Genomic DNA, 16,663 nt, shown 5'->3' on the forward strand with positions numbered 1-16,663 from the left:
TTATATGAGTGAACAAATTAAATCGCTGTCTAAAGCCTTAACTGTATTGGAATTCCTCGGGGATTACCCTAATGGTGTTTCGCTGCAAAAAATTTCTGAGGGGACTGGATTTAATAAGTCATCAATTCATCGCATCTTATCAACGTTTGAAGCTTCTGGTTACGTGGCTCAAATGCTATCAGGTAAGGAGTACCGATTGACGATGAAACTCGTTCACCTCGGTCACACAGCATTAAACTCTGATGTGACAGGAGCGGTTAAACCTCACCTTGAAGGTCTGTTACTTGATGTAAAACAGACGGTGAACTTCCTCTCTTTTGATGCTGACAACATTATCTTTAAGGATAAATTTGAGCCAGCAGATGCATCATTTAGAACCCGAACTTATGTTGGTTTGCATTCACCAATGTATTGCTCGGCAGCGGGTAAGTGCTACTTGGCGTTTAGTCCAGAGACAGTACGTGAGGCGTACTGGCAACGTAACGCAAGCACGATGAAGCCATTAACCGAAAATACCATCTTGGATAAAGGAGACTTTTTCAAGGTTCTTGAGCAGATTAAAGAGCAAGGTTATGCCCTTGATGATGAAGAGAATGAAGCGGGTATTTCATGCGTGGCTGTGCCTATTTTCGATAAAAATAAATTTCCGGTATATGCAGTAAGTGTTTCTTCGCTAACACCAAAAATGAAAGCACTAGGCTACGAAGAGTTAGCAAGGAAAATTAAAAAAGTTACTGAAAGTATCGAACAACAACTCTTTTAAGGAATAAAGATGTTTGATTCAAAAAACAAATTCAGATTAGGTATTTACGAGAAGGCAATGCCAACTTCTCTGACGTGGGAAGAACGTTTCATTTATGCGAAAGAACTAGGCTTTGACTTTGTTGAAATTTCAGTCGATGAAACTGAAGAACGTCGAGCGCGATTGGATTGGTCTGACGCAGAGATTTATGAATTGCGCAGACTTTGTGAAAAGTACGAGATGCCTTTTCAATCGATGTGTTTGAGTGCCCACCGTAAGTTCCCTTTTGGTTCAATGGATGAAGCCGTGCGCAAGGAATCTTTTGTCATCATGGATAAGGCCATCGCTCTTGCTTATAAGCTAGGTATTCGCTGTATTCAAATGGCAGGCTACGACGTTTACTATGAATCACAATCAGCTGAGACTCATACTCGCTTTATTGAAGGCATGAAAGAAGCTACGAAGATGGCAGAGCGTGCAGGTATTATGTTAGGTGTTGAGATAATGGATACGCCTTACCTTAACTCATTGAGTAAGTTTGAAGTACTTAAGCGTGAGATTCCATCACCATACTTTATGGCTTACCCAGATGTAGGCAACATCTCAGGGTGGAATTACGATGTATGTACCGAGTTAAAACTGAGTCGTGATCATCTAGTTCAAGTCCACTTGAAGGACACTCTGCGAGTGTCGGAAACGTGTCAAGGGCAGTTCCGTGATCTGGTTATTGGTGAAGGTCAGGTAGATTTCGCAGCCATTTTTAAGACATTAGCAGAGATAGACTACAGTTCTCCGCTGGTGATTGAGATGTGGGCGCAGAATGACAATTGGCTAGAAGATATCAAACAGGCAAAATCAACCCTTAAACGTATTGCTAATAAATCTGGTTTAGATCTTTAACGCTAAGACAAACACCATTACTTGTTGAGAGGAAGAGCAGGAGGTAACTTCTGCTTTTTATTTTCTCATTTATTTTTCGCTAGGTAGAGAAATATCTTTAAAGATGTGTTCTATAAATGACACACCTCTGCTGTTTTCGTTGATATTCTTTATTAGGGGCATAATCATTGTTTGTAGTCACTCTTTGATACCACGATACAAAGAAGTCTTTGAACTTGATTATAAAATGGTGATGTTCTTCCCAATGGCCTACTTGGTATATTACTTATGTCTCTTTACTCTCAACGCAGATAAGAGAACGGGTCGTCAATCTATAATCTATTGCAATGGCATCTTTTTAGGAAGGTAGTATGTATAAGAGGCTCAATTGACACCGCACTACACACTTTCTATCGGGCTTAAATTCTAAAAGATTAGAACCAAGCTGATGAAACTAGTATTACGATTGCAGTCATGGCAAGAGTTAGTTTAGCGAAAAATTGCATCTCGCCTAGAAGAGAAGGTTTTACTAGAGTCTCGTTGTTTTTTTCCGTCATTACTTTAGAGTTCATGTATTTTCTTATCTTAGTGTGTGATATGTGGCTAATTTGCACCTAAGTGTGATGGCTGTCAACAAGATGTGTGGTTTTATTACGAAAATTCAGTGTGGTTTTTCTGTGTGACCAAACGTCAGATTCGGCACCTAGTGATATTGGCGGCATCTTAACCAAGACGAACAAGAGTGGAAGAAAGTATAGAGGGAGCGATAAGGCACTCTTTCATTATTCTTCTCTAGTTTTAATTGCAGGGTAGAAGTCGATAATTTCGCCATGTTTGACGAGATAGCAATCCATCCCTGCTCTGTTAGCTGCCTGTCGACCAATGGTCGTATCTTCGAATACGACACACTTTTCGGTATCAGTATTGAGCTTTTCCGCAACTCTCAAGAAGGTATCTGGATTAGGTTTATGATTCTCTACGTCATCAGAAGTAACCAAAGCTTCAATGCGGCTCTGAATATCGGTGGCGTCTAGGATCTCTTTGGCATGTCGGTATTGAGCACCAGTTCCAATGCCTATCTTTTTAGAACGTTGATACTCTTTTAGAAGGTTGTATATTTGAGGAATAATATTTCCCTTGTTCTCAATCACCTCAAAATTTGCAATTTTGTCTTTTGTAACAGCGATGGGATCGATTGTCAGCGCATAACGTTTGATAATCTCAAGTGCAACTTTGCGAGAGGGCATGCCACCCAGATCATCAAGCCACTCCTTGTCGTAGGGAATATTGAATTTATTGCAGGTTTGTTCCCAAGCAGCAGCGTGAGCGACCATAGAGTTTATCAAGGTTCCGTCTAAATCAAAGATAATTGCTTGGTATTTATCTAAATTTGGCTCTAGCATTCTTAACTATTTATTTGTTCACATTTAACGAAAATTGTACAGCTAACAAGGTGATTCGTACCAGAAGTTTTGGTTGTGTCGCAAATATTGATTGAGACATGACGGAGCGATGTTTTAGATACAATGACTCTGCGAGTGCATAGAATTACTCCCAGACCGAGTCGCCTAGTAACTTGTCATGCTACACGGGCATGCAGGAAGGCGAAGTGCCTAACGTCAGTCGTAATGATGCAATAAATCGAGCATGTCACGTCTATGCAGATAGACCACAGGATCTTTCTGGTAGCTGAATACTTGATAAATCATCGCGTTGGCAACGTCTTTCGCGTTAATTGGAACGAAATCAGCCAACTTTCCTATCATAAGTGGGCGAATGACCTTGAAAACACTTTGAAGCAGCCTTTCATCTTTACGTGGCGTTGTCCGTTCTCCAACGAGAGGTCCAGGTCGAACAAAGACCACCTCTTCAAATCCTATCTTCTCAATGGTCTTTTCCATCTGCCCTTTGCAAGCGAGGTAATGGGATAAGGAGGTGGCATTTGCACCTAAGCTAGAGACAACGGCTAAGCGTTTCACCCCAATCATTTTCATTTGTTGCGCGACCTTACACACTAGCTCGACATCAACTTTACGTAAGTTTTCTTTGCTGCCCGCTTGTTTAAGCGTGGTACCCAAACAAATGAAACCAATTTTTGGCGTCGGTTGTTGTTCATCCCAGTGGTGGATAGAAAGGTCTGCATCGATGATAGGAATGATTTTATTTTCAGGATCAGATACCTCATCCAAAGTTCGACGAGAAAGGCAATACAAGGTTTCAATGCCAGACTGTGACACTAGGTTGGTAACGATTTCTTTACCTACTAACCCTGTCGCTCCGGCGATAATCACACAGGCGTTTGTATCGTTACTCATGGTATTCTTCCTTATTGAGAACAGCTGCATACGCTAGTGTAGCGTATTTCATCCCCCTCGGCATTTAAGTCGTGTTTAACTCATCAAAGTGACCCGCAGAGTGTGCGGGTCGTTTGATTAGGAAAATGACAAGGGAATGGCTCGCCGGCGATGGCGTGGGGGATTAGACTTACTTTTTTTCGCGGGACGGCGACTTTGATTGGCAAACATGGTTCCTCACTTTTTAGTATTAGATACGCTGAACCAAGCATCTCGAGGTTACTTGGGTATACATAGCAGACAACGCTTTGGACTTGGTCTAAAGGAGTAAACTAATTTGGTAAATTCATGTGCTTATCAAAATGAAACTTAAAATGACAAAAACGCCTTTTAACACAGAAAATCAGATGAAATTGGGTAGAAGAGGGGTACACTTGTCCTATCTACAAATTAAGAGATTTTAAATCTCAAAAGATTTTCTAAGACCAAGGACGTCGCATGAACGTTAATTTTAGCACATTATCGCCAAGGTAGTTTTATCGCTTGGTTGGAACACGCTTTCTCTGTCGCTCGCCCAAAATAAATAGAAAGGAACCATCATCATGGAACGCTCTTTTGTCCCCGAAATTCAAGCGCGCATTGATAACAAAACCAAACCTTTAGGAGCACTTGGCCAACTTGAGAAGATCGCATTAGAACTTGCGCTCATTCAAAGTCAAGGTAAGTCACAAGCGGTTGACAATATAGAAATCTGTAATCCAATTATGCTGATCTTTGCCGGTGACCATGGTATTGCTGAAGAGGGCATAAGCATTGCTCCAAGCGCGGTCACACAACAAATGGTTGCTAATTTTTTAGCGGGCGGCGCAGCGATTAACTGCTTTTGCGATATTAACCAAATCGATTTTAAAGTGATCGACTGTGGCATGCTATCGCCAATCGATACGTTGGTTCCTGATTTTAAACATCATCCTAATTTGATTGAAAAGCGATTAGGTAACGGTACCGCAAACTTTTCTAAGCAAACCGCAATGTCTCTAGAGCAAGTTGGCTTGGGCTTAGAATTTGGTGCAAAAGTGGCTGAACAAAGCATTCAAAACGGTTCAAACTTACTCATGTTCGGTGAGATGGGAATTGGTAATACAAGCTCCGCTTCTGCACTGTTAACAGCACTCAGTCCTTTGGAAGTCGAGCATTGTGTCGGTTATGGTACCGGCATCGCTCAAGAGCAATTGAACCGTAAAATCAAGTTGGTTGCGCAAGCTGTGAGTCGTTGCCACGAGCTAGATGCCAAAGGCGTATTAGCGCAAGTGGGGGGATTTGAAATCGTGCAGATGGTGGGAGCATTTCTTGAAGCCAAGCGCCTTAAAACGCCAGTACTAGTCGATGGATTTATTGTCTCTGTTGCTGCTTATGTCGCGACCTTATTGGATGCAGAAACGCGTGACTACATGTTGTTTGCTCACCACTCTGAAGAAAATGGTCACAAATTTGTTTTGGAGTGCCTAAAAGCAGAGCCACTGTTAGATCTGGGTTTGCGGTTAGGTGAGGGTACAGGCGCTGCGCTGGCATTACCTCTCGTCAAAGCAGCCGCTCAGTTTTACAACAAAATGGCGAGCTTTGAGAGTGCAGGAGTAACGGTTTAGTGTCTTGTTCTGAAAATATGACGTCATCAGAAACTCGTTCGCTGCGGTATCAAGGCGAGCTTTTTCTGTTAGCGGTTAGCTTTTTTAGCCGTTTGCCGGTTCCTGCCCATTTACCTTACAGTGACGAACGTATGAATCAAGCGGGTCGATACTTCGCACTCGTTGGTGTGGTACTTGGCTTGCTATGCGCGGTGGTATTTTCACTGACTGCGCTTCTCTTTCCTCCTTCTGTCGCGATAGTGTTAACCATGGCTTTTAGCCTGCTGTTAACGGGGGCGTTCCACGAAGACGGACTGACCGATACGGCCGATGGTATTGGCGGTGGAATGACCATAGAGCGTCGTTTATCAATTATGAAAGACAGTCGCATTGGCACTTATGGTGCGGTGACGCTGGTGATGGCGCTGTTAGCAAAATTTGTATTCTGGAGCGAGCTAGTCAGAGTACCTCAGTTTTGGTTGATCATTGTCGTGGCTTATACCGTGAGTCGGGCATTGGCTGCCACGCTGATTTATGACATGCCTTATGTCAGTGATGCTGACACCTCGAAAAGTAAACCGCTAGCGAATAAGCAATCAAGCTTAGAAGTGACGATCTTGCTATTCACTAGTGGTGTTGTCGCGCTTTTACTTGGCGTGAGTCAGGCGGTGATCATCGCGCTGGTTCTAGCACTGTTTCGCATTGGCTTTAAGCGTTGGTTAACACAACGCATTGGTGGTTTTACGGGGGATTGTCTTGGGGCGGCTCAACAATTGTCCGAGCTACTTGTTTATCTCACTCTTATTGCGTTTTACCACATATCATGAAGCAACTCATCCTAGGCGGAGCTCGCTCCGGAAAATCCAGTTTGGCAGAAAGCAGAGCGCTGCACTGGGCGAAAGAAAACCAATCGATGCTGCATTATGTCGCGACGGCACTACCATTTGATGAAGAGATGCAGCAACGTATCACACACCATCAGAAGCAGCGAGGGGAAGGTTGGCAAGAGCATGAGTGCCCACTACATCTGCCAGAGCTTATTAGTAGCTTCGGCCTAAAAGATGTTGTGCTGGTGGATTGCTTAACGCTTTGGATTAACAACTGGATATTTGAATTGGGTGACGGTTGCTGTAATGAGCAGCTAGAAGCACAGATTGAAAAACTCGTAAAAGCAGTGTCTAGCTCAAATGCGACACTGATTTTTGTGTCTAACGAAGTGGGATTGGGCATCGTCCCACTTGGTGCAGTAAGTCGCTACTTTGTCGATAATGCAGGGAGAATGCATCAGCAGTTGGCTCAGGTGTGCGATCAAGTGACCTTTGTGGCCGCAGGCTTGCCTCTTGAACTGAAATCATAGAATATCAATACATGAAGACGCTTAATCTCTATTTAGTCCGGCATGGAAAGGTTGTCGCACCTCCTGGTTTACATGGCCAGACGGATCTCAAAGTGGATCACGTTGAGCAACTAAAAATAGCTCAAGCTTGGGAAAGGAGAGGGGAATCGGTAGCGGGTATCATCTCGTCGCCGCTGTCACGTTGTCACGACTTGGCGCAGATCATTGCAGAGCAGCAACTGTTACCGATAAATGTAGAAAACGATCTACAAGAGCTCAATTTCGGTGACTTTGATGGCGTGCCATTCGATACGATATCTGATCATTGGGCTAAGCTGAATGCTTTTTGGAACGCACCCGCGCAGCACCCCCTGCCAAATGCTGAAACTCTAGAAGCGTTTTACCAGCGCGTTAGTTGTGTTTGGTCTCAAATAATCAACGATATCAATGACAACTTGCTAATTGTCACGCATGGTGGCGTAATAAGAATGATTCTTGCCCACGTGTTGGGTGTAGATTGGCGCAATCCACGATGGTATTCGACATTAGCGATAGGAAATGCGTCAGTAACACATATAACGATTACCATCGATGATCAAATTTACGCCTCAGTTCGCTCTATAGGCGTACCATTTGTTGAAAATGAGTCACGGAAGTAGCCACGATCTCGAGCTCTACTGAGTTTAAGAGCGCGAAGAAGTGGCTCGATTACATCAAAAGGAACTACAAATGACCACTCCTAGTTGGGACTTATCCATCGTTTATAACGACCTTGCGGATCCACGAATTCAAGATGATATTGCACTGGTAGAGCAGTGTATCGACTTGCTTAACAAACAGTCGACAGATTGTCAGTCTGTAGACGTGATGCAAAATGCCATTTTAACCAGTGAAGCGGCAAGCCGTTTGGCAGGTACAATTGCTAATTTTGCCAACTGTTATTCCTCGGTGGATGCGACGAATGCTGAAGCAAAAGCGTTGCTTGGTCGAATGACGCGTCTGTTCTCGGAGCTATCCCAAGCATTCAGTGCGTTTGACTTAACATTGACGCACGCCGATGAAGAATTTATCGCTCGTGTACTTGATCACGAAAATCCAGACATCAGTGGACAAGCATTCTCAATTCTCAATTCGAGAAAGTTAGCCGATAGCCGTCTAAGTACAGAAGAAGAGAAGCTACTTGCGGCGATGAGCGTGGATGGTAAATCAGCGTGGGGCAAACTGTATGACAACCTAACTGGTTCACTAAAAGTGAAGTTAGAATATGCAGATGGAAACAGTGAAGAGCTTGGTTTTTCACAGGCTGCGAGCATCCTTTATGGCTCTGAGTTTGAACGACAAGAAGCAGCATGGAAAGGCGTGCAAAGTGCAATGGCTACTCACCGAGAGTCTTTTTCTGCGATTCTTAATGCCTTATCTGGTTGGCGTTTGACCGAAAACAAAAAGCGTTCGACGAAGCACGATGTTCACTTCCTTGACCCAAGCCTGCACGGTAGCCGAATCAAAGCTGAAACGCTTGATGCGATGATGAAAGTAGCAAAAGACAGCCGGGGTGTTGGTCAGAAAGCGGGTCTGTTAATGGCGAAAGTGCACGGCTTGGATGAAATGAAACCATGGAATCACCTAGCGGCAATGCCAGCGTTAAGCGGTGAGGCAAAGGTTTATGGCTTCGATGAAGCGATAGACGTTATCTGTGAGGCATTTGAAACGGTTAATCCAGAGATGTCAGAGTTTGTGCGTATGATGGTTAAAAATGGCTGGATTGATGCAGCACCTAATGCTAACAAACGCCTTGGCGCATACTGTACTAAGCTGCCAGCGACTCGTACGCCATTGGTATTCATGACATGGAGTGGTAGCCGCTCTGATTTAATGACGCTTGCGCACGAACTGGGGCACGCATTTCACAACTGGGTTATTCGTGACCTACCGCTGTGTCAAACATACTACCCAATGACCTTGGCCGAGACGGCATCTATCTTTGCGGAAAACATCGTTCGTGATCATCTGATTTCAAAAGCAGAAAGTGTGGATGACAAACTCGAAATGCTTTGGGAGGAGTTGTCTTCCGCGTTGGCATTGATGATAAATATTCCCGTTCGTTACGAGTTCGAGAAAGCCTTCTATGAGCGTCGCCAAAACGGTGAACTCACGGCAGATGACTTCTGTGAACTAATGTCTGAGACGTGGAAAGAGTGGTATGGCGATGTAATGAGTGAAGCGGATCCTTACTTCTGGGCGAGCAAGTTACACTTCTCGATTTCAGGTGTGAGTTTCTACAACTATCCGTACCTATTTGGCTTCTTATTTAGTAAAGGTATTTACGCGCAGCGCGAATCGAAAGGGGAAAGTTTCTACGGTGATTACGTCGCATTATTGCGTGATACAGGCAACATGATGGCGGAAGATGTGGTAACAAAACACTTATCGATGGACCTTACTCAACCTGAGTTCTGGCAGCAAAGTGTTGAGCTTGTGCGTGATAAAGTCGATGAATTTGAACGCTTACTTGCCCAGCGCAGTGAATAAACGCCAAAAGTTGATCAAATCATAATGATCATATTAAGGGCTGTGGTAAAATTCATAGCCCTAACACCTTGTAATTGTTTGGAAAATGAACGCCTCAATGCTTGATTCGAGAGCATGGCGCGAAAAGGTATGGGATTTTTGAGAAAATTGCTGGCTTCTGCTCATAAGTGGGATCGCAACGACAAAAATTCTTTGTACAATTTATTAACATACCCGCCGTGCTATTAAGGAGTAACGTATGACGAAGTCTCTCTTTCGCCAATCGTTTTTAACCGACACGTTAGCTGTAGATACTGATGTTGCGCCAGCGGAGCTGCTGCTGCCTAACGGTGTAACACTGAAACTTTATCAGCGTGGTGTGCTAGAAGTGATTCCTGATGAATATACGCAGGAAACCAAGAACATCATCATCTCATGTGGTGTGCATGGGGATGAAACGGCACCGATGGAGCTGGTGGATACTATGATCAAAGACATCGAATCAGGCTTCCAAAAAGTCGAGGCTCGCTGTCTGTTTATTATTGCTCATCCAGATGCAACATTGGCGCATACGAGATTCCTTGAAGAAAACCTCAACCGTCTGTTTGATGAAAAAAAACACAACCCAAGCAAAGAGTTGACGATCGCAGATACGCTTAAGTTGTTGGTGAGAGACTTCTACCAAGATACTGCGACCGAAACACGTTGGCATCTCGATTTGCACTGTGCAATTCGTGATTCTAAGCATTACACCTTCGCTGTTAGCCCAAAAACGCGTCACCCAGTGCGTAGCAAAGCCTTAATCGACTTTCTAGACAGCGCACACATCGAAGCGGTACTGTTGTCTAACTCCCCAACGAGTACGTTCAGTTGGTTTAGTGCTGAGAACTATGGTGCCCAAGCGTTAACCATGGAGCTGGGACGTGTGGCTCGCATTGGTGAAAATGACCTGGATAGGCTAACCGCATTCGACTTGTCTTTGCGCAATCTACTTGCCGAAGCGCAAGCTGAACACTTATCGAAACCTTGCATCAAGTACCGTGTCAGCCGCTCTATTGTTCGCTTGCACGAAGACTTCGATTTCATGTTTGATGACAACGTCGAGAACTTTACGTCGTTTGTGCACGGTGAAGTATTTGGCCATGATGGTGATAAGCCGCTGATGGCGAAGAATGATAATGAAGCGATTGTATTTCCGAATCGCCGTGTCGCGATCGGTCAACGCGCTGCATTAATGGTATGTGAAGTGAAGACTCGCTTTGAAGATGGCGAATTAGTCTACGATTGATGCCAAATAACCCTAGGTATTGGCAATTAAGACGACTAAGTCGTTTGCAATTTACCGAGGCTTAACTGTAAGGTTAAGCCTTGTTTGTATTTATCGGCTACTATGGATTTTCAACAACTTATCCTAAACAAGGAGCGCCGCTGGCAGCGTAATCTTTTAATCATGTCAGTGATTCTCGTTCTGCTCTCTGCCATTCACCTGATGGTAGGAGAGGTTTTTCTTTCTCCTTTTCAATCTCTCTCAACATTTGAACAAAAACTCTTGTTGGATTTGCGTTTGCCGCGTCTTGTCTCTGCTGCCATTATTGGCGCAGCACTGGCCGTCTCTGGTGCAACGCTGCAAGTACTGCTTGGTAACGTATTAGCCGAACCGGGCGTGCTTGGGATCTCTGGTGGTGCGAGTTTGGCGATGGTGTTCGCCATGTTTGCCTTGCCCGTTTTACCTTCACCAATGATCTTTATGTTGGCAGCCATTGCCGGCTCAATGCTGTTTACGGTCATATTAGTTGGCATTGCGAGGGCGATGCATTTGACGACCGCGCGTCTACTCCTTGTTGGTGTGGCATTAGGTATTTTATCTAGCGCTATCGTAACTTGGGCATTCTACTTCAGCGATGATTTGAGTTTACGCCAGTTAATGTACTGGTTGATGGGCAGTATTGGTGGTGCGAGTTGGTATCAGCACTCCGTGACATTAGTGCTGCTACCAGTATTGATTTGGTTGTGCAGCAAAGGCAAACCGTTAGATAAGCTGATGCTTGGTGAGATTCACGCGACCCAGTTAGGTATCGATGTACACCAAATGCGTTGGAAATTGATCTTTGCTATTTCAATTTTGGTTGGAGGTTCTGTCGCACTGGGCGGCATCATCAGCTTTGTCGGTTTGGTTGTTCCCCATTTACTACGTTTAGCGTTTGGTACTGAAAATCGTTATCTCTTGCCATTGTCGGCGATTTCTGGTGCGGCGCTATTAGTGTTGGCGGATATCGGTGCGAGATTGCTATTAGATTCTGCCGAGCTGCCACTTGGGGTGATGACAACGACGATTGGCGCGCCTATTTTTATTTGGATGTTGGTGAAAAGCCATGATGCACGTTAAGCACATTACCGTCGGTAATCGACTTTTGCCACTTTCATTTGAATGTAAAGCAGGGGAGGTAGTGCATGTTGTCGGACCAAATGGCTCGGGAAAAAGTACTCTATTGGGCGCGATTTCTGGTACGTTACCCCATCGCGAGCTCGTGAAGGGGGAAGTGATGATTGATGGTAAAGATCTGCTAGCCATGCCACTGCCAGAACAAGCACACCTGCGAGGCTATTTGTGTCAACAATCTAGACCAGCGTTTAATATCGACGTATTCCAATACCTTGCCTTATCTTTACCAAGTGGCACCAATATTGCTGATTCTAATATTACTCAGAGCAAAGTGCGTGATGCCTTAAACATGGTTGTGGCATTAGTTCAGCTACAAGATAAGCTTCATCGCAGTATTCAAACGTTGTCTGGTGGTGAGTGGCAACGCGTGCGTTTGGCAGGCGTATGCTTGCAAGTGTGGCGAACCATTAATCCTTTTTCTCAGCTACTGATTTTGGATGAACCCGCCGCGCCATTAGATATTGCGCAAGAAGGTTTGCTCTATCAACTGATAAACGCAGTGGCAGCACAAGACATTGCCGTCTTGGTTGCCAATCACGATTTGAATCGAACATTAAGGCATGCAGATAAAGTGCTACTGTTGAGTAACGGCGTCCTTTATTCATCTGGTACGGCTGATGAAGTATTAACCCAAGAGGGGTTGGGTGAGGTGTTTAAAACGCCAGTGAGAAAGGTGCTGTTAGAGAGCAAGCCGTATCTTATCTTTGAATAACGCTTTAGACCGTTTCTCACGAGTTAACCTGAACTCAGGTTAACTTATCCAATTGCTTTTGGTATTTTTGCTCCAATACTCTATTACCAGCTTCCCGCTCAAGCTCGACCATTAGTTGAAGAGAAGGTCGCTTAACGCCATACATTTGATTAAATCGCATTAAGCGAAGGCGTGCATCGGTGTAGTTTCCGCTATCAATCTCGAGCTTAGCTAATTGTAGAATCGATTTCGGGCGATGAGGATCATGATCAATAGCACGAGAGAAGTAGTATTTTGCCTTGTCTGGATTATTTGATTTTAACGCGCAGAACCCTGCGTTTTCATAACTTGCGGGAATGAGGTAGTAATAGGGCTGTTGGATCGCGCGATTGAACATTTGGTCTGCTTGTGGGAAATCGCCTCGTTTGCACAGGAAAGTCCCGTAATTGTTTAGAACATTTCCGTTATTGCTGTGTTGACGCAGGGAACGCTTATATATGTTTTCAGCTTTGCTATCTTCGCCCACCACCTCATAGTAATGGGCCATGGAGAGTTGTGCGCGGTAGTAGTTTGGCGCGTGCGTCAGTGCTTGCTGTAAGTTGTCGTGTGCCCGGATCATGCTACCACTGTTTAAATAACCAAGCCCAAGGGCAATACGGGATTCTGCCATAGTGACAGGATCGGCCTCAACGACTGGACCGTTCTCGTTTACTGTTACACAGCCGACGACGCCTAACTGACTGATCAGCAATAACGTACCAAGTTTTGTGAGCTTCATTTTTCATTCCCCATCCCTGAACCTTTTTGCATGATATGGATTACTAAACGAAAACCCATGCAGGATAAATGACAATGCGATCGGGCTTGCAAACTGGTATGAAAAAGCCGCCAACTGGCGGCTGAGTTCACAATCTCTAAATAACTTCTCTAATCATCTTTGGTAAAGGCGGACTCGCTGAAATGGTCGAGATCGTAAGGTGTTTGTTGGTAAACACAGTAGTTCAACCAGTTAGAGAACAGTAAGTGTCCGTGACTGCGCCAACTCGCAAACGGCGGGTTGTCAGGGTTATTGTTAGGATAGTAATTGACGGGCATGGCAGGTTCCATCCCTTCACTTAAGTCACGAATATATTCATTGTGTAGTGTATGAGAGTCGTATTCTGGATGACCAGTCACAAACACATTTCGTTTGTCTTTCGTGGTAGCCAAGTATACGCCTGCGACATCGGATGTCGCTAAGATATCAAGGTCGGTATGCGTTTCGAGAAACTCAAGTGAAAAGTCCGCATAGCGAGAATGGGGCGCTAAGAATGAATCGTCGAAGCCTCTCAACACAGGGTGGTAAGTGTTGTGAATTTTATGATGATATACCCCGGAGAGTTTTTCTTTGCGTGTTTTCTTCGGCAAATCGTAAAGCAGTTTTAAGCCGGCTTGCGCCGCCCAACAGACATAAAGTGTCGATGTCACATGGTCTTTCGCCCATTCCATGATGGTTTTGAGATGATCCCAATAGATAACGTCTTCAAACTGAACGAGGCCAAGTGGTGCTCCTGTGATGATCATACCATCGAAGTTTTTGTCTTTGACCATTTCAAATTGACGATAGAAAGTGTCTAAATGCTTTGTTGGGGTATTTTTACTCGGGCGGTTATCAATGCGCAGCAGTTCAACATTCACTTGCAGAGGGCTGTTTGAAAGCAGGCGCAGAAACTGAGTTTCTGTTTCAATTTTCTTTGGCATTAAATTGAGAATAAGCACTCGGAGTGGACGGATTTCCTGACTTGCCGCGCGGCTCTCGCTCATCACAAAGATGTTTTCTGTCCTTAAAACATCGGTAGCGGGTAGTTGATCTGGAATTCTAATTGGCACGGCTTTCTCCCTAAGCTTAACTTTAGACGTCTATACATCTAAAGTTAACGCAATTAATGCCGATTGTCGATACGCAAATGGCTATGATGCGTACGAAGGGGCTGTGGTGTGCGCTTCATGTTAAATCATCAAGTGTGATGGCTCCAATGTTTCTGATTACATCATATTGCAACGTTTGATTTGTATTTGGTGCACGTTATGAAAACAGACTACTATAATTTTATCATCCTGACAGCAGCTAGAAATTAAAGGCTCTTCGGTACTACGCTAGTATTAATATCGTCAGTGGAGGACGTTATGTTCGGTCTTTTTAAAAAGAAAGAGAAAATTCAGAGCATTGCTCAGCAAGTGCCTACGGTTTTATTGCGCTCATTTGGAGATAAAAGTACTTATACACCAGAAGAAATCGATCAGGCGCTTTATGAATTCGGGTATGACAAACACAATGACATTTGTCGATTTCACTATGCTTACGGTATGTTTACCTGTCAGGATAATTATGAGCGTCTAGGATTGACGGAAGAGCTTGGTAATTATGGGCACTTTCAGAGAGAAATAGGTAAGATGCTGCTCAATACGCCGGAGCCAATTGACATGCAAATCTATTTTGCTATCGCGCAACAGCAACAATAAGTCAGGGTTGGTTGAGGTATTTGTTCGAACATGAACGCCGCTTAGCTGGCAGAACATTATTACCTGCTAAAATTTGACTTACATCACCTTTTTATGTTCGGCCATGCGGATTTGCTTATCATGCGCTATTCAGAGACTCCGATATTTCATCGAGTATATATTTGATTGCGCGTTGATTGTTTATGTTCAAAATGCTTGTTGCCATGCCTCCTATGATTTCTTTGCCTCTTGCAATCGTATGTGAAGTGATTGCCACTTCTTATATTCCTAAGACCGAACAGTTCACTCAAATGATGCCAAGTAAGTTGGTACGAATTGGTTATGGCATTGCATTTTTCTTACTATCTGTCACCGTGAAAAGCATGCCTGTCGGGATCGTGTATGTTAACTGGACTGGGGTAGGAATTGTTCTGGTCGGGACAGTCGGTTATCTCCTTTATGGGCAAAAACTCGATTTGGCTGGCATTGTAGGACAGTGATAAACAGCAGGTATATAGACAAAAATGGTCTGTATTTACACAAAAATAAAGAGAAAGTTTGGGCGATGCTTCTCTATTGATGTAAACGTTAGTGTTGGTGAAAACTGCACAAAGCTAATACAGAAAAATATATCAATGAATGTGTATACCCAAGTAACCTCAAGATGCTTGGCTCAGTGAGAATGACTTGGTTTGAAGGCGAGGCAACAGAGGGAGAATATGGTCTTCCTGAAAGGAAAGGTCTGCCCTTATCATGATTACACCGAGCACTAGATAGCGGTGGAGTTTCAATCTTACAAGCGAGTGTTGGCTAAACCAATACCAAAAAAGATGAACAAACCACCACTGATATAGTTAAGCCATTTGCTGGTTTTTGATGCCGTGAGCATCGCTTTTACTTTGCTCGCGAAAAAAATCACAAATAAAAACCAACTTGCGACAATACAGGCTTGAAGCATACCTAACATCATACTTTGTTCAAGAATATGGGTAGGCTGAACGAATTGAGGAAAGATTGATAAGTAAAATAGCACGATTTTTGGATTGAGAAGATTCGTGAGTAACCCTTTTACAAACGCTTGCTTAAGTGTTTGTTTCTCGATTTTTCGGTCAAGCTTGAGCTTTTGTTCAGCCATCTTGAGCCCGCTTTTAAGATTGTTGAGACCTAGCCAGATTAAATAAGCAACCCCTATCCATTTGAATGCATTGAATGCCACGGCAGATTGAGAAAGAAGCAAACTTAGGCCCTTTGCGGAAATAAAAGCATGGATAAGAAAACCAAGCCAAATCCCTAGGATATTCGCAATGGCAAATCTGCGGCTTTGTGTCAGTGCAGTAAATAAGATGAGCAAAGCGTTTGGGCCGGGAATGACCGCGAGGAAGAAGACAATTCCGCCAAAGGCGAACAAGGTGTCGATGTTCATTCTTATTCCAATTGGTTAAAAGAATTGCGTCAGCAAACAAGAGGGCATAACTGTACACTTGGCAGTCTAGAAAAACAAACTTTTAGCGTGTGATTCTGCTATCCATATTGAGTTGATAAGAGCACTTCTATTTATTCTGACTTCTCCCTAACTAGCGGACTGATCCATGATGTCATTACTCACTTTGTGTGAAATCTGTACTTTTATGTCAATTTTGGAAACGACAGTCGGAGTTTGGGTA

Annotated in this window: 17 protein-coding genes; 12 read left to right on the top strand and 5 right to left on the bottom strand. The window is 43.9% G+C overall.

Annotated features, from left to right (window positions below; genetic code table 11):
* The first annotated feature begins 4 nt into the window (after nucleotides 1-4).
* Together ACVA54_RS04665 and ACVA54_RS04670 are read left to right on the top strand one after the other, a co-directional pair.
* Nucleotides 5-763 carry an IclR family transcriptional regulator gene (locus ACVA54_RS04665; protein ID WP_099078103.1) on the top strand — a complete coding sequence of 253 codons (759 nt, stop codon included), beginning with the start codon at nucleotides 5-7 and terminating at the stop codon, nucleotides 761-763.
* Between the two features lie 9 nt (nucleotides 764-772).
* The gene (locus tag ACVA54_RS04670; protein WP_099078102.1) at nucleotides 773-1,642 is read left to right on the top strand and encodes an L-ribulose-5-phosphate 3-epimerase; all 870 of its coding nucleotides are present in this window, start codon (nucleotides 773-775) and stop codon (nucleotides 1,640-1,642) included.
* A 761-nt stretch (nucleotides 1,643-2,403) separates the two neighbouring features.
* Here the strand turns inward: ACVA54_RS04670 and ACVA54_RS04675 are convergent.
* Together ACVA54_RS04675 and ACVA54_RS04680 are read right to left on the bottom strand one after the other, a co-directional pair.
* Entirely contained in the window at nucleotides 2,404-3,024 is a 621-nt protein-coding gene (locus ACVA54_RS04675) for an HAD family hydrolase (RefSeq protein WP_446649427.1), read from the bottom strand.
* 216 nt (nucleotides 3,025-3,240) lie between these two features.
* Complete coding sequence (locus tag ACVA54_RS04680; RefSeq protein ID WP_099078100.1) at nucleotides 3,241-3,936, bottom strand: NAD(P)H-binding protein; 696 nt, start codon at nucleotides 3,934-3,936, stop codon at nucleotides 3,241-3,243.
* A 581-nt stretch (nucleotides 3,937-4,517) separates the two neighbouring features.
* Between ACVA54_RS04680 and cobT the strand changes: the two genes are divergently transcribed.
* The 8 genes from cobT (at nucleotide 4,518) to btuD (ending at nucleotide 12,539) form a co-directional block, all read left to right on the top strand.
* Nucleotides 4,518-5,561, top strand: a complete 1,044-nt coding sequence (cobT, locus tag ACVA54_RS04685) for a nicotinate-nucleotide--dimethylbenzimidazole phosphoribosyltransferase (RefSeq protein WP_446643621.1) — start codon at nucleotides 4,518-4,520, stop codon at nucleotides 5,559-5,561.
* Between the two features lie 17 nt (nucleotides 5,562-5,578).
* Nucleotides 5,579-6,367, top strand: coding sequence for an adenosylcobinamide-GDP ribazoletransferase (locus ACVA54_RS04690; protein WP_446649453.1), 789 nt, complete (start codon nucleotides 5,579-5,581; stop codon nucleotides 6,365-6,367).
* On the top strand, nucleotides 6,364-6,897 hold the full coding sequence (gene cobU / locus ACVA54_RS04695; protein WP_099078098.1) for a bifunctional adenosylcobinamide kinase/adenosylcobinamide-phosphate guanylyltransferase: 534 nt from the start codon (nucleotides 6,364-6,366) through the stop codon (nucleotides 6,895-6,897). Before ACVA54_RS04690 ends, cobU begins: the two co-directional genes overlap by 4 nt.
* An 11-nt stretch (nucleotides 6,898-6,908) precedes the next feature.
* Nucleotides 6,909-7,535: an alpha-ribazole phosphatase gene (gene cobC, locus ACVA54_RS04700; protein ID WP_099078097.1), complete on the top strand. Its 627-nt coding sequence runs from the start codon at nucleotides 6,909-6,911 to the stop codon at nucleotides 7,533-7,535.
* A 70-nt stretch (nucleotides 7,536-7,605) separates the two neighbouring features.
* Nucleotides 7,606-9,405: a M3 family oligoendopeptidase gene (locus ACVA54_RS04705; protein ID WP_099078096.1), complete on the top strand. Its 1,800-nt coding sequence runs from the start codon at nucleotides 7,606-7,608 to the stop codon at nucleotides 9,403-9,405.
* A 238-nt stretch (nucleotides 9,406-9,643) separates the two neighbouring features.
* Nucleotides 9,644-10,672, top strand: a complete 1,029-nt coding sequence (locus tag ACVA54_RS04710; protein WP_446649428.1) for a succinylglutamate desuccinylase — start codon at nucleotides 9,644-9,646, stop codon at nucleotides 10,670-10,672.
* A 102-nt stretch (nucleotides 10,673-10,774) separates the two neighbouring features.
* Nucleotides 10,775-11,770: a vitamin B12 ABC transporter permease BtuC gene (gene btuC, locus ACVA54_RS04715; protein WP_099078094.1), complete on the top strand. Its 996-nt coding sequence runs from the start codon at nucleotides 10,775-10,777 to the stop codon at nucleotides 11,768-11,770.
* Nucleotides 11,757-12,539 carry a vitamin B12 ABC transporter ATP-binding protein BtuD gene (gene btuD / locus ACVA54_RS04720; protein WP_446649429.1) on the top strand — a complete coding sequence of 261 codons (783 nt, stop codon included), beginning with the start codon at nucleotides 11,757-11,759 and terminating at the stop codon, nucleotides 12,537-12,539. The genes btuC and btuD overlap by 14 nt, the downstream gene beginning before the upstream one ends.
* Before the next feature lie 34 nt (nucleotides 12,540-12,573).
* On the opposite strand, the gene pilW is transcribed toward btuD, so the two are convergent.
* Together pilW and metA are read right to left on the bottom strand one after the other, a co-directional pair.
* Complete coding sequence (gene pilW, locus ACVA54_RS04725) at nucleotides 12,574-13,296, bottom strand: type IV pilus biogenesis/stability protein PilW (protein WP_099078092.1); 723 nt, start codon at nucleotides 13,294-13,296, stop codon at nucleotides 12,574-12,576.
* Nucleotides 13,297-13,445: 149 nt separating this feature from the next.
* Nucleotides 13,446-14,387: a homoserine O-acetyltransferase MetA gene (gene metA / locus ACVA54_RS04730; RefSeq protein WP_099078091.1), complete on the bottom strand. Its 942-nt coding sequence runs from the start codon at nucleotides 14,385-14,387 to the stop codon at nucleotides 13,446-13,448.
* A gap of 297 nt (nucleotides 14,388-14,684) precedes the next feature.
* On the opposite strand from metA, the gene ACVA54_RS04735 reads away from it, so the two are divergent.
* Together ACVA54_RS04735 and ACVA54_RS04740 are read left to right on the top strand one after the other, a co-directional pair.
* The gene (locus tag ACVA54_RS04735) at nucleotides 14,685-15,020 is read left to right on the top strand and encodes a hypothetical protein (RefSeq protein ID WP_099078090.1); all 336 of its coding nucleotides are present in this window, start codon (nucleotides 14,685-14,687) and stop codon (nucleotides 15,018-15,020) included.
* A 182-nt stretch (nucleotides 15,021-15,202) separates the two neighbouring features.
* Nucleotides 15,203-15,499 (top strand): DMT family transporter, encoded by a 297-nt coding sequence (locus tag ACVA54_RS04740; protein WP_446608757.1) that lies wholly within the window; start codon nucleotides 15,203-15,205, stop codon nucleotides 15,497-15,499.
* A gap of 293 nt (nucleotides 15,500-15,792) precedes the next feature.
* On the opposite strand, the gene ACVA54_RS04745 is transcribed toward ACVA54_RS04740, so the two are convergent.
* The gene (locus ACVA54_RS04745) at nucleotides 15,793-16,422 is read right to left on the bottom strand and encodes a LysE family translocator (RefSeq protein ID WP_099078088.1); all 630 of its coding nucleotides are present in this window, start codon (nucleotides 16,420-16,422) and stop codon (nucleotides 15,793-15,795) included.
* Between the last annotated feature and the right edge of the window lie 241 nt (nucleotides 16,423-16,663).

It is taken from the genome of Vibrio sp. PNB23_22_6 (genome assembly GCF_052877535.1).

Excerpts from the sequence above, each read along its gene's own strand:
- ACVA54_RS04690 (WP_446649453.1), top strand. The coding sequence starts at position 5,579 with ATGACGTCATCAGAAACTCGTTCGCTGCGGTATCAAGGCGAGCTTTTT.
- ACVA54_RS04665 (WP_099078103.1), top strand. The coding sequence starts at position 5 with ATGAGTGAACAAATTAAATCGCTGTCTAAAGCCTTAACTGTATTGGAA.
- btuD (WP_446649429.1), top strand. The coding sequence starts at position 11,757 with ATGATGCACGTTAAGCACATTACCGTCGGTAATCGACTTTTGCCACTT.
- cobT (WP_446643621.1), top strand. The coding sequence starts at position 4,518 with ATGGAACGCTCTTTTGTCCCCGAAATTCAAGCGCGCATTGATAACAAA.
- ACVA54_RS04735 (WP_099078090.1), top strand. The coding sequence starts at position 14,685 with ATGTTCGGTCTTTTTAAAAAGAAAGAGAAAATTCAGAGCATTGCTCAG.
- cobC (WP_099078097.1), top strand. The coding sequence starts at position 6,909 with ATGAAGACGCTTAATCTCTATTTAGTCCGGCATGGAAAGGTTGTCGCA.
- ACVA54_RS04740 (WP_446608757.1), top strand. The coding sequence starts at position 15,203 with ATGTTCAAAATGCTTGTTGCCATGCCTCCTATGATTTCTTTGCCTCTT.
- btuC (WP_099078094.1), top strand. The coding sequence starts at position 10,775 with ATGGATTTTCAACAACTTATCCTAAACAAGGAGCGCCGCTGGCAGCGT.
- ACVA54_RS04745 (WP_099078088.1), bottom strand. The coding sequence starts at position 16,422 with ATGAACATCGACACCTTGTTCGCCTTTGGCGGAATTGTCTTCTTCCTC.
- ACVA54_RS04710 (WP_446649428.1), top strand. The coding sequence starts at position 9,644 with ATGACGAAGTCTCTCTTTCGCCAATCGTTTTTAACCGACACGTTAGCT.
- ACVA54_RS04675 (WP_446649427.1), bottom strand. The coding sequence starts at position 3,024 with ATGCTAGAGCCAAATTTAGATAAATACCAAGCAATTATCTTTGATTTA.
- ACVA54_RS04680 (WP_099078100.1), bottom strand. The coding sequence starts at position 3,936 with ATGAGTAACGATACAAACGCCTGTGTGATTATCGCCGGAGCGACAGGG.
- pilW (WP_099078092.1), bottom strand. The coding sequence starts at position 13,296 with ATGAAGCTCACAAAACTTGGTACGTTATTGCTGATCAGTCAGTTAGGC.
- ACVA54_RS04705 (WP_099078096.1), top strand. The coding sequence starts at position 7,606 with ATGACCACTCCTAGTTGGGACTTATCCATCGTTTATAACGACCTTGCG.
- ACVA54_RS04670 (WP_099078102.1), top strand. The coding sequence starts at position 773 with ATGTTTGATTCAAAAAACAAATTCAGATTAGGTATTTACGAGAAGGCA.
- cobU (WP_099078098.1), top strand. The coding sequence starts at position 6,364 with ATGAAGCAACTCATCCTAGGCGGAGCTCGCTCCGGAAAATCCAGTTTG.